This window comes from Streptomyces sp. SID486 (assembly GCF_009865385.1).
Lineage (GTDB): Bacteria > Actinomycetota > Actinomycetes > Streptomycetales > Streptomycetaceae > Streptomyces.
Genome location: NZ_WWJT01000389.1, coordinates 1 through 10,430, shown reverse-complemented (window position 1 = coordinate 10,430; position 10,430 = coordinate 1). Strand labels below are relative to the sequence as shown.

Below are 10,430 nucleotides of genomic sequence, written 5' to 3'. Positions count from 1 at the left end.
GGCGGCCGGGACTGAGCCGCGCGGCCGGCCCGGCTCCGACGGGCCGGCCCTCTCCCGCCGGCGGGCGGGCCGGTGCGGCCGGGCCCCCGTGCCGCCGGGTCAGCCCTGCTTCGGAGCCGCCCCGGGTCAGCCCTGCTTCGGAGCCGCCGGGGGCAGCAGGCGCAGGGTGAAGGAGTGGCCGGCGGGGTCGGCGTAACCGCGCTCCTCGTACGGACCCGCCGGGTCCTTCGTCTCTATCGGCCGGCCGCCGAGCCCCACCACCCGCCGTTCGGCCGCGTCCAGGTCCTCGACCAGGAAGTCGAGATGGGCCTGGAGGGAGTTCTCCGGGCGCGGCCAGCTGGGCGGGGTGGCGTTGACGTCACGGCGGAAGGCCAGCCGGACGCCGTCGGCGCCCCGGATCTCCACCAGGTTGGCGGACGCGGCGGTCTGCTCGCCCTCCAGGAACTCCTTGTAGAACTCGGCGAGTTTCTCGGGCTCGGCGCAGTCGAGTACGACCACGCCCGCTTTCACCAGTGCCATGGATCCTCCCGGGAAGTGTCTTCTCCCCAGCGGATATCCCCGGCCGTCGGATTCAGTCGGCCAGCCACTCACCGTCGCGCATCAGCTCGCGCCCGCGCGGTTCGCTCTCCTCGCGCCAGGCCCGTACCCGCTGTGGTACGACCACGAAGTACAGATGGGGGGTGGCCAGTTGACGCGGGTCGAAGCCGGTCTTCCCGGCGAACACCTCGGCGTCCTCCTCGGGCAGGTCCTCGGGTGTCACGGCCCGGACGGCACCGTCGACCAGGACGACGTCGCGCGTGGTGCCGATGCCGAGCCGGGCCGTGCCGGTGGCCACGAGGTTGCGGCCGGTGGCGCTCCCGGCCGCCGTGGCGATCAGCAGTGCGGTGCCGTCCCACACGAACGACAGCGGCACGAGACAGGGGGCCGCGCCGTCGGGCCCGGCGGTGGCGACCCAGGCGTCGACGTCGTTCTCCAGCCGGTGCAGGGTGTCCTTCTTACGCTGCTCCGCGGAGCGGGCGGGGGGCGGGGTCATGGCGTGCGGCCTCCTGTGCGGGATCGTCCCGTCCAGTGTGGCCGCGGACCTGCGGCACCGGCACCGACGCGCCGAAGCCGCTCACCCCGTCACCCGGCCCGCACCGACCCACCAGGAAAGGCATCATGCACGCTGACCTGCTCTTCACCGGCGGCCCCGTCCTCACCCCCGAGGGCCGCACCGCCACCGCCGTGGCCGTCACCGGGGACCGGATCACCGCCGTCGGGCACACGGAGGTGCACGCACTCGCGGGGCCGCGCACAGAGGTGGTGGACCTGGCCGGGCGGCTGCTGCTGCCCGGTTTCCAGGACGCCCACGTCCATCCGGTACCGGCCGGGCTGGAACTGTCCCGCTGCGACCTGACCAGGGCGACCACGGCCGAGGCCACCGTGGCCGCCGTACGCGCCTACGCCGAGGCCCGTCCGGAGGCGGAGTGGATCCTCGGCGGGGGCTGGTCGATGGAGGCGTTCGCGGGCGGCACCCCCTCGAAGGAGCTGCTGGACGCGGTCGTCCCGGACCGGCCGGTGTACCTGCCCAACCGGGACCACCACGGCGCCTGGGTCAACAGCCGGGCGCTGGAGCTGGCCGGGATCGACCGGCGGACCCCCGATCCGGCCGACGGCCGGATCGAGCGCGACGCCTCCGGAGAGCCGGGCGGCACCCTCCAGGAGGGCGCGATGCACCTGGTCGGCCGGCTCACCCCGTCCGCCGGGCCCGCCGAGCGGCTCGCCGCGCTGCTGGACGCCCAGCGGCGGCTGCACGCGCTCGGCATCACCGCCTGGCAGGACGCCCTGGTCGGTGACTTCCTCGGCATGGACGACCCGGCTCCGGCGTATCTCGCCGCCGTCGCGGACGGCTCGCTGACCGCCCGGGTGGTGGGCGCCCTGTGGTGGGACCGGGAGCGGGGGGCCGAGCAGATTCCCGAACTCGTCGAGAAACGCCACGCGTTGAGCCGAGGCGGGTTCCGGGCGGGCACCGTGAAGCTGATGCTGGACGGCGTCGCCGAGAACCACACGGCGGCGCTGCTCGACCCGTACCTGGACCGGTGCGGGTGTGCCACGGCCGAGCGCGGCAGGAGCTTCATCGACCCGGGTCGCCTCCCCGGCTACGTCACCGCGCTGGACGCGCTCGGCTTCCAGTGCCATTTCCACGCGCTGGGCGACCGGGCGGTGCGGGACGCGCTGGACGCGATCGAGGCGGCACGGGCGGCCAACGGACCGAGCGACACCCGGCCGCACCTCGCGCACCTCCAGGTCGTGCACCCCGACGACGTGCCCCGGTTCGCCCGGCTCGGCGCCACCGCGAACATCCAGCCGCTGTGGGCCGCGCACGAGCCGCAGATGGACGAACTGACGATCCCGTTCCTCGGCGCCGAACGCGCCGCCCGGCAGTATCCGTTCGCCTCGCTGCAGCGCTCCGGGGCGCGCCTCGCGGCGGGCAGCGACTGGCCGGTGAGCAGCCCCGATCCGCTCCAGGGGATCCATGTCGCGGTCAACCGGGTGGAACCGGGCCGCACCGGGCCGGTGTTCGTGCCGGGCGAACGGCTCGGTCTCGCCGACGCGCTGACGGCGTACACGGCCGGCTCGGCCCACGTGAACCACCTCGACGGCGTCGACGGCGGCGGACGGGTGGCCGCCGGCGCGCTCGCCGACCTGGTGGTCCTGGACCGCGACCCGTTCGCCGGGCCGCCGGAGGCGATCGCGGGGACGACCGTGGCACGCACCTACGTGGGGGGTGCGTGCGTGTACACCACCGAGTGATCCCGTGCGGGTGTGCCGGTCGCGGCCGGCGCCCTTCTCCGGTGGCGGCGCCTGCGCGCCGGCCGCGGGCCGACGTGGCGAGGCGTCCTGCGGGCCGTCAGCCGCAGCCGGCGGCGCGGGGACGGGCCGCGGCGTTCAGCGGGCCTGCTGGAAGGTCCTGCGGTACGCCTGCGGGGACACCCCGATCGCCGCGTGCAGGTGCTGGCGCAGCGAGGCGCCGGTGGCGAAGCCGACCTCGGCGGCGATCCGGTCCACCGGGAGGTCGCTGGCCTCCAGCAGGTGCCGGGCCCGGGACACCCGCTGCTGGATCAGCCAGCGGCCCGGGCTGAGCCCGACCTCGTCGGTGAAGCGGCGGGCGAAGGTGCGCAGGCTCATCCGGGCGTGGCCGGCGAGGTCCGCGAGAGTGAGCGCCTCGTCCAGCCGTTCCAGCGCCCAGGCACGGGTCGCGGCCGTGCTCGCGGCGCCGCTCACGGGGACCGGCTGCTCGATGTACTGGGCCTGTCCGCCGTCCCGGAACGGCGGCACGACGCAGCGGCGGGCCACGGCGTTCGCCAGCTCGCTGCCGTGGTCGGCGCGGACGACGTGCAGGCAGACGTCGACGCCGGAGGCCGCACCGGCGGAGGTGAGCATGCGGCCGTCGGCCACGAAGAGGACGTCCGGGTCGAGGTCCACCCGGGGGTGGCGGCGGCGGAACATCTCGGCCAGCTGCCAGTGGGTGGTGGCCCGGCGGCCGTCGAGAAGGCCGGCCGCGGCGAGGACAAAGGCGCCCGTGCAGATGGAGACGATCCGGGCGTCGGGGCGGATCCGGGCCAGGGCGGCGGCGACCTCGGCGGGCAGTACGGGGGGCAGGTTCGCGGGCAGCACCGAGGCGACGACGACCGTGTCGGCGGTGTCCAGGATCTCCGGGCCGTGCGTCACACCGATGGTGAAGTCGGCGCTGGTGCGCACCGGGCCGCCGTCGACCGAACAGGTGAGGACCTCGTAGTGGCCGTCGGCAGCGCCGAGGATGCGGCTGGGGATGCCCAGTTCGAACGGGTAGACACCGTCGAGGGCCAGGACGACGACCCGCTCCGGGCGCCGGGTGCGCAGCTGCAGGACAGGCATGGCACGATCCTATCGGAGGTTGGCTTTCATGCCATTTCCCGGCCGGGCGGGCTCCGGCAGCCTGGGGGACCATGAGCGATGTGAACACGATGCGAGTCATCAGCCAGGACGTCCTCGGCGGTCCCGAGGTGCTGAAGGAGGTACGGGTCGAGCGGCCGAAGCCGGGCCCGAACCAGGTGCTGGTCCGGGTACGGGCGGCGGGGCTCAACCCCACCGACTGGAAGCACCGGGCCACCGGCGGGTTCCTGGGCGCGCCCCCGTTCGTCCTGGGCTGGGACCTCTCGGGCGAGGTCGCCGAGACCGGCGTCGGCGTGGCCGCCTTCCGGCCCGGCGACGAGGTCTTCGGCATGCTGCCCTACCCCTACGGCCACGGCTCGCACGCCGAGTACGTGATCGCGCCGGTCCGTGCCCTGACGCACAAGCCGGCCTCGATCGACCACACGCAGGCGGGTGCGCTGCCCCTGGTGTCCCTGACCGCCTGGCAGGCGCTGACCGAACACGCGGACGTCCGGCCGGGGCAGCGGGTGCTGATCCACGCGGCGGCCGGCGGGGTCGGCCATGTGGCGGTGCAGATCGCCAAATCGCGGGGCGCGCACGTGATCGGTACCGCGAGCGCGGGCAAGCACGGCTTCCTGCGGGAGATCGGCGTGGACGAGCCGGTCGACTACCGGTCCACCGATGTCACGGAGTCGGTGCGGGACGTCGATGTCGTCCTGGACACGCTCGGCGGTGAGACCTCGGTGCGGTCCCTGCGGACGCTGCGGCCCGGCGGCGTGGTGGTCTCCGTCCTCCCGGTGGGTTCGGCGGACTTCCCGCGGGAGGCCGAACGGCTGGGGGTGCGGGCGGTCCGGATGCTGGTGGACGCCGACCGGGCCGGCATGCGGACGGTGGCGGAACTGGCGGAGTCCGGCAGGCTGACGGCGACGATCGCCGGGACGTTCCCGCTGGCCGACGCCGCGAAGGCGCACGAGCTGGGCGACACCGGCCGGACGACGGGCAAGCTGGTCCTGCTGGCCGACTGAGCCGCCGGTGCGCAGCGCGGCCCCGGCACGCGGAAACTCGAAGACATATGTCAATCGAACATGCTCAAATTCCTTCCATCGAGGGTAACTTGACGATCGGGAAGCGACGTCGGGGCGCGGGCGGGAGGTGGGGCCGAGGTGCGACAGGAACCCGTACCTCTCACCCGGCAACTGAGCATGTACGCGTACCGCGGGTACACGGTGCTGGAGTTCCGGGGCGAGATCGACATCGTCGCCGCCACGGAGATCGGCCCGTTCCTCGACCGGTTCACCGGACGGCCCGGCGCTCGCGTCGTGTTCGACCTGCGGCCGGCGGAGTTCTTCGACTGCTCGGGGCTGCGGCTGCTGTACCGGGCGCGGGCCCGCGTGCTGGAGCGCGGCGGACGGCTGCACCTGGTGTGCACGCATCCGCTGACCCTGCGGGTCTTCCGGGTCACCGGCCTGGCCCGGCTGCTGCCCCCGCACCCGGATCCGGACGCGGCCCTGGCGTGCTCCGGGGCCGCGTCCGGCTCTTCCTGACGGACGGCCGGCGGTCAACCCGTCGGCCTGTTACGGCCTTTGGCGGGAATCCGGTCAGCAGGAAGGAGGACCGCCGCGATGACGACTTCCGTCAGACGCATGCCGGGCTGGGCCAAGGCCGTGGCGGCGCTCGTACTGGTGCTGGCCGTCCTGTTCGCCGGGATCCGGCTGGCCGTACTCCCGGGCATCAAGGAGCTGTTCGGGACCGAGACCCATGACCGCTCCGGACCCGCTCTTCTCAAGTCCGTGCAGGACATGAGCCGTTACGACGCCGCGTCGGGCAACTTCCAGGTCGTGGTGGACCTGGACAAGGACGCCAAGTTCCTGCCCGACGCCGTCCGCGGCACCCGCACCCTGTACGTCGGAGCGGGCACCGTGGACGCCTATGTCGACCTCGGACAGGTCGGCGAGAAGGACGTGACGGTCGACGAGGACCGCACGTCCGCCACCCTCCGGCTGCCGCACGCAAGGCTCGGCCGCCCCGCCCTCGACCCCGACCACTCCTACGCCGTCTCCAAGCAGCGCGGGCTGCTGGACCGGCTCGGCGACCTCTTCTCGGACAACCCCAACAGCGAGCAGGCCGTGCAGAAGCTCGCCGTCCGGCACATCGGGGACGCGGCGAAGAGCAGCGGGCTCACCGCCCGGGCCGAGACCAACACCACCGGCATGCTCCAGGGCCTGCTGCGTTCCCTCGGCTTCCGGGAGGTGCACATCACCTATCGCCCGGCGGGCTGATCAGGAGCCCAGCACGCCCGGCAGGGCCAGCGCCCCCAGCACGGTCGCGCCCACCAGCAGCCAGGCCACGTAGTCGCCGACGTGCCCGGATTGCAGGCGCCGGAGGGGCACGGCCCAGCCGGGCGCGGCCACCCAGCGCGGGCGAGTGACGGCGAGAGCCGCGAGGGCCACCGCCAGCGCGGCGGAGACCACGCCCAGCAGCACGCCGTGCACGGTCCAGTGCACGGATACCCGGGCACCGCCGGAGCCCGCCTCGTTGACGGAGCGAGCCACCACGTCGCCGAAGCCGGGGACGACCCCGACGGCCAGGGCGGCGGCGAGCAGCACGGCCGGCACGACCGTCATCGTGTCCGGGATCCGGCTCAGCAGGCCGGAGGTCTCGGGTTCCTCGTCGGAGCCGCTGGTCTCGTACTCCGCGTCCTCGGGGCGTGGCCCGAGGCCCAGGAACACCCGGCCGGTGACCCGCAGCACCGCGCCCGCGGTGATCGCGGAGGCGGCCACGTACACCACGGTCAGCGGACCGCCGACCGCCTCCTCGGCGACGGCCTTGCCGAGTGCCGTGCCGAACGGCGGCAGACCGGCCAAGCCCAGCGAGCCGACGGCGAACATCACCGCGGTGGCACGCAGTTGCCGGGCCCGGCCGTGCAGGGTGTGCTCGTCGACGCTGCCGAACCGGTCCAGCAGGGCGCCCGCGCAGGCGAACAGCGCGGCCTTCACCCCCGCGTGCCCGATGATGTAGAGGGCGATCCCGTCGTCGCCCTCGGGGGTGAGGACGCCGAGGCCGATGAGGAACAGGCCGGTGTGGGCGACGGTGGAACAGGCCAGGAGCCGCTTGATGTGCCGCTGGTACCAGCACATGACGGCGCCGACGGCGGCGGTGAGGACGCCGAGCGTCACCAGAGCCCGGGTCAGGTCGGCGGCCGGGATGCCGCCGGGGCCGGCGAAGACGGTGCCGTACACCCGCCAGACGCCGTAGGCGCCGAGTTCGACCATCACACCGGACAGGATCATGCAGACCGGGGTGGGGGCGACGGCGTGGGCGTCCGGGAGCCAGAAGTGGAAGGGTACGGCGGCGGCCTTGACCAGCAGCCCGGTGAACACCAGGACGAGGGAGGCGAGCACGAGCGCGTCCGGGCCGCCGTGGGCCGTGGCGTCCAGCCCGCGGCCGATCTTCGTCATGTCCAGTTCGCCGGTCCGGGCGTACAGCAGGGCGATGCCCGTCAGCAGGGCGTACGCGCCCAGGGAGTTGACGACCCCGAAGGTCAGGGCGCCCTGGACGGCCTTCGCCTCGTCGATGCGGTAGCCGGTCAGGGCGTAGGCCACCACGCTCATCAGCTCGAAGAAGACGAACGCGTTGAACAGGTCGCCGGCGATGGCGAATCCGCACATGGCACCCTGGAAGACGAGCATCAGTGCGGTGAACGTGCCGGAATGGCCGGTGGGCGGTTCGTCGAAGTAGCGCCAGGAGTAGGCGAGGGCCGCCACGGTCAGCAGCGAGGCCAGGGTGGCCATGCCGAGCGCCGGGCCGTCCCCCACGACGAGGATGCCGACGCTCTCCCCGTCGACGGGCAGCCAGCCGCCGACCCACTCGACCATCGGCGGCGAGGAGTTCAGCAGCAGCAGGAGCGCGAGGGCGCCCGTCCCGCCGGCGACCACGAAGCCGGTGATCTCGGCGTGGATCCGGCGCAGGCGGCGGCCCGTGGCCACGAGCAGGGCGGCCCCGAGCAGCGGGAGCGCGACGAGCAGCGGGAGCAGGTGGTGCATCAGCCGCGCAGCTCCCGCAGTTCGTCGGGGTCGACGGTGCCGTGCCGCTTGGCGATCTGCAGGACGAGGGCGAGCAGCAGCGCGGTGACGGTGGCCCCGACGACGATGTCGGTGAGGGTGAGGGCCTGCACCACGGGGTCGACCACCGGCCGGGAGCCGGGGGCGATGTCGGAGAAGACGGGCGCGGTGCCACCGTCCCGGTATCCGACCGCCAGCAGCAGGACGTAGGTGGCGGACTGGCAGACCGCGAGGCAGCCGACGGAGTGGATGAGGTTCCGGCTGGTGGCGAGGCCGTAGCAGCCCGTCAGGAAGACATAGGCGGCGACCAGGTAGGGCAGGACGTGCGGCACGGATGTCAACTCCGCTGCTCCTCTTCGATCTCGACGGCCTGGTCCAGGAAGTGGGCGAGCAGGACGACGACCGCGCCGGCCACCTCCATCCCGATGGCCGCGTTCAGCAGGGGGACCGCGCCGCCGGAGGACAGCGTGTTGAAGGTGCCGTACGGCAGCAGGGTGTTGGCCAGGAACGCGGTGCCGGCCAGGACGGGGGCGAGGCCCAGGACGAGGTAGGCGGCGGCGGAGAGCGCGTCGCAGATCTCGTAGGCGCCCAGCGGGCGCACGCGTTCCAGTGCCCGGTAGTCGGCGCCGAGGTAGAGCAGGTGCAGGGCGGTGGCGGCGACGACGCCGCCCTGGAAGCCGCCGCCGGGGCTGAGCTGGCCGTGGGCGATGACGTACAGGCCGGTGACCAGGGCCACGGGCAGCGTGAGCAGGGCGTAGCGGCGGACCGGACGGGCCACCTCGGCGGGTTCGGGCCGGGCCCGGTGCTCGTCGCGGGCCTGGCGCAGCAGGACCACGCAGCCGAGTACGGCGGCGAACAGGATGCTCATCTCGCCGAGGGTGTCGTAGGCGCGCTGGTCGAAGTTGACGGAGGAGATGGTGTTGGCGGTGTGCCGGGCGAGGGACGCCCGGACAGCCCGGTCTCCGTACGGGTGACGCGTGCCGCCGAAGTCGGGCAGGTCGAGGCAGGCGGCGACGAGCAGGGCGGCCAGACCCGCGCCGCCCACGGCCAGCAGCCACAGCCGCAGCCGGTTCACCTCGCGTCCTCCTTCGACCGCCCGCGCCGCCTGGTCCTGCGCACGCAGAGCATGATCAGCAGGGGGGTGAGGGCGGCGCCGACGGCCAGCTGGGACAGGCCCACGTCCGGGGCCTGGAGCACGGTGAACAGCGAGGCCAGCAGCACTCCTTGGACGGACAGCACCAGTGCCTGCCGGGCGGGGTCGCGCTGGGCGACGGCCGCGGTGGCGGCGGCGGCCACCAGCAGCAGCGTGACGACGATCAGCGCGTCGGACACGGCGCCCCTCCCCACGGTCCGTCAGCCACCCCGCACGCCCCGGAATCCGCCCGCCAGCGCCCGGGAGGCGACCACGTTGCCGCCGATCAGCAGGGCGCCGGTCACCAGCAGCTTCACCATGGCCCGGCCCGGTCCGACGGCCACGCACAGGGCGAGGACGGCCACCGCGCCGAGGCCGGCCAGCGACCAGGTCAGCCCCCAGGCGCTCGCGCCGTCGTCGGCGAGGTCGTCGGAGAGCAGCCGGGCGAAGACCAGCGTGCCGACCGGGCCGAGCAGGGCGAGCAGCAGGGCGAGGTCGACGTAGGCGGGGCGGGCGTAGCCCTGGGACAGGAGCAGCAGGGCCGGGCAGACGGCGGAGGTGGTGAGGTTCTGGGCGATGACCCGGCGGGCCGGCGGACCGGTGGTCACACCCCACAGCGCCGCGGCCCCTCCCCCGCCCAGTTCGGCGGTCGCCGCGAGGATCCAGCCGTTCACCGCCAGCTCACCGCCCGCCGGCCGAGCCGGGCCAGGACGGCGCCCACGGCGGCGCAGCACGCGCCGACGATCCGTTCCAGCGGGTCGACCGTGCTGATCAGCACCAGCCACAGCAGGGCCAGCGCGGCCCACCAGACGAGGAGTTCACCGGCGGCGAGGAGGACGGCGCGGGGGGCCGTACGGTGGTTCATGCGGCACCTCCTCGGTCCGTGTCGCGCGGATGCTCGGCGATCTGCCCCGGCACCGCTGGGGGCATCCAAGCACCGCCGGACCCGGCGGGAGCGGCGGCACGCGGGTCAGCACCCACTGTGCCCCGGAGGCGGGAACGGAAACCCGGGGTGCGCGCGGTGCCGAGAGCCGCGTCCGCGATCGCCGCCCGCGGTGCCGCAACCCGGGCGCTGCGGTCGCGTCGTGCGGTGCCGAAAGCCGGGCCCCGCGGTCGCCACGCGCCGTGCCGAGCCCGGGTGCTGCCGTCGCCACGCGCCGTGCCGAGCCCGGGTGCTGCCGTCGCCACGCGCCGTGCCGAGCCCGGGTGCTGCCGTCGCCACGCGCCGTGCCGAGCCCGGGTGCTGCCGTCGCCACGCGCCGTGCCGAGCCCGGGTGCTGCCGTCGCCACGCGCCGTGCCGAGCCCGGGTGCTGCCGTCGCCACGCGCCGTGCCGAGCCCGGG

13 protein-coding genes are annotated in these 10,430 nt (G+C 74.4%); 4 read left to right on the top strand and 9 right to left on the bottom strand.

Features of this window, described 5'->3' with window-relative positions; translation table 11 throughout:
- Window positions 1–126 precede the first annotated feature (126 nt).
- Window positions 127–519, bottom strand: a complete 393-nt coding sequence (locus GT045_RS18310; RefSeq protein ID WP_161296425.1) for a VOC family protein — start codon at window positions 517–519, stop codon at window positions 127–129.
- Between the two features lie 52 nt (window positions 520–571).
- Window positions 572–1,033 carry a pyridoxamine 5'-phosphate oxidase family protein gene (locus tag GT045_RS18305; RefSeq protein ID WP_161296423.1) on the bottom strand — a complete coding sequence of 154 codons (462 nt, stop codon included), beginning with the start codon at window positions 1,031–1,033 and terminating at the stop codon, window positions 572–574.
- Between the two features lie 125 nt (window positions 1,034–1,158).
- Between GT045_RS18305 and GT045_RS18300 the strand changes: the two genes are divergently transcribed.
- A complete protein-coding gene (locus GT045_RS18300; protein ID WP_161334821.1) occupies window positions 1,159–2,793 on the top strand; it encodes an amidohydrolase in 1,635 nt (544 codons plus the stop codon).
- 135 nt (window positions 2,794–2,928) lie between these two features.
- On the opposite strand, the gene GT045_RS18295 is transcribed toward GT045_RS18300, so the two are convergent.
- Complete coding sequence (locus GT045_RS18295) at window positions 2,929–3,897, bottom strand: helix-turn-helix domain-containing protein (protein ID WP_161296419.1); 969 nt, start codon at window positions 3,895–3,897, stop codon at window positions 2,929–2,931.
- Between the two features lie 71 nt (window positions 3,898–3,968).
- On the opposite strand from GT045_RS18295, the gene GT045_RS18290 reads away from it, so the two are divergent.
- The 3 genes from GT045_RS18290 (at window position 3,969) to GT045_RS18280 (ending at window position 6,173) form a co-directional block, all read left to right on the top strand.
- Entirely contained in the window at window positions 3,969–4,919 is a 951-nt protein-coding gene (locus GT045_RS18290) for an NADP-dependent oxidoreductase (protein ID WP_161334820.1), read from the top strand.
- 138 nt (window positions 4,920–5,057) lie between these two features.
- Window positions 5,058–5,438: an anti-sigma factor antagonist gene (locus GT045_RS18285; RefSeq protein WP_345942681.1), complete on the top strand. Its 381-nt coding sequence runs from the start codon at window positions 5,058–5,060 to the stop codon at window positions 5,436–5,438.
- A 78-nt stretch (window positions 5,439–5,516) separates the two neighbouring features.
- Complete coding sequence (locus GT045_RS18280; protein ID WP_202516308.1) at window positions 5,517–6,173, top strand: DUF4230 domain-containing protein; 657 nt, start codon at window positions 5,517–5,519, stop codon at window positions 6,171–6,173.
- On the opposite strand, the gene GT045_RS18275 is transcribed toward GT045_RS18280, so the two are convergent.
- The 6 genes from GT045_RS18275 to GT045_RS39845 are packed head-to-tail and all read right to left on the bottom strand — an operon-like array spanning window position 6,174 to window position 9,952.
- Window positions 6,174–7,937 carry a complex I subunit 5 family protein gene (locus GT045_RS18275; protein WP_161334819.1) on the bottom strand — a complete coding sequence of 588 codons (1,764 nt, stop codon included), beginning with the start codon at window positions 7,935–7,937 and terminating at the stop codon, window positions 6,174–6,176.
- Window positions 7,937–8,287: a sodium:proton antiporter gene (locus GT045_RS18270; protein WP_161296427.1), complete on the bottom strand. Its 351-nt coding sequence runs from the start codon at window positions 8,285–8,287 to the stop codon at window positions 7,937–7,939. Before GT045_RS18270 ends, GT045_RS18275 begins: the two co-directional genes overlap by 1 nt.
- Before the next feature lie 5 nt (window positions 8,288–8,292).
- On the bottom strand, window positions 8,293–9,030 hold the full coding sequence (locus tag GT045_RS18265; protein ID WP_161334818.1) for an MnhB domain-containing protein: 738 nt from the start codon (window positions 9,028–9,030) through the stop codon (window positions 8,293–8,295).
- Window positions 9,027–9,287 (bottom strand): hydrogenase subunit MbhD domain-containing protein, encoded by a 261-nt coding sequence (locus tag GT045_RS18260; protein ID WP_161334817.1) that lies wholly within the window; start codon window positions 9,285–9,287, stop codon window positions 9,027–9,029. Before GT045_RS18260 ends, GT045_RS18265 begins: the two co-directional genes overlap by 4 nt.
- Window positions 9,288–9,308: 21 nt before the next feature.
- Entirely contained in the window at window positions 9,309–9,761 is a 453-nt protein-coding gene (locus GT045_RS18255) for a monovalent cation/H+ antiporter complex subunit F (RefSeq protein ID WP_161296409.1), read from the bottom strand.
- A complete protein-coding gene (locus GT045_RS39845) occupies window positions 9,758–9,952 on the bottom strand; it encodes a hypothetical protein (protein WP_161296407.1) in 195 nt (64 codons plus the stop codon). The genes GT045_RS18255 and GT045_RS39845 overlap by 4 nt, the downstream gene beginning before the upstream one ends.
- Window positions 9,953–10,430: the final 478 nt, after the last annotated feature.

Excerpts from the sequence above, each read along its gene's own strand:
- GT045_RS18280 (WP_202516308.1), top strand. The coding sequence starts at position 5,517 with ATGACGACTTCCGTCAGACGCATGCCGGGCTGGGCCAAGGCCGTGGCG.
- GT045_RS18310 (WP_161296425.1), bottom strand. The coding sequence starts at position 519 with ATGGCACTGGTGAAAGCGGGCGTGGTCGTACTCGACTGCGCCGAGCCC.
- GT045_RS18290 (WP_161334820.1), top strand. The coding sequence starts at position 3,969 with ATGAGCGATGTGAACACGATGCGAGTCATCAGCCAGGACGTCCTCGGC.
- GT045_RS18305 (WP_161296423.1), bottom strand. The coding sequence starts at position 1,033 with ATGACCCCGCCCCCCGCCCGCTCCGCGGAGCAGCGTAAGAAGGACACC.
- GT045_RS18295 (WP_161296419.1), bottom strand. The coding sequence starts at position 3,897 with ATGCCTGTCCTGCAGCTGCGCACCCGGCGCCCGGAGCGGGTCGTCGTC.
- GT045_RS39845 (WP_161296407.1), bottom strand. The coding sequence starts at position 9,952 with ATGAACCACCGTACGGCCCCCCGCGCCGTCCTCCTCGCCGCCGGTGAA.
- GT045_RS18275 (WP_161334819.1), bottom strand. The coding sequence starts at position 7,937 with ATGCACCACCTGCTCCCGCTGCTCGTCGCGCTCCCGCTGCTCGGGGCC.
- GT045_RS18300 (WP_161334821.1), top strand. The coding sequence starts at position 1,159 with ATGCACGCTGACCTGCTCTTCACCGGCGGCCCCGTCCTCACCCCCGAG.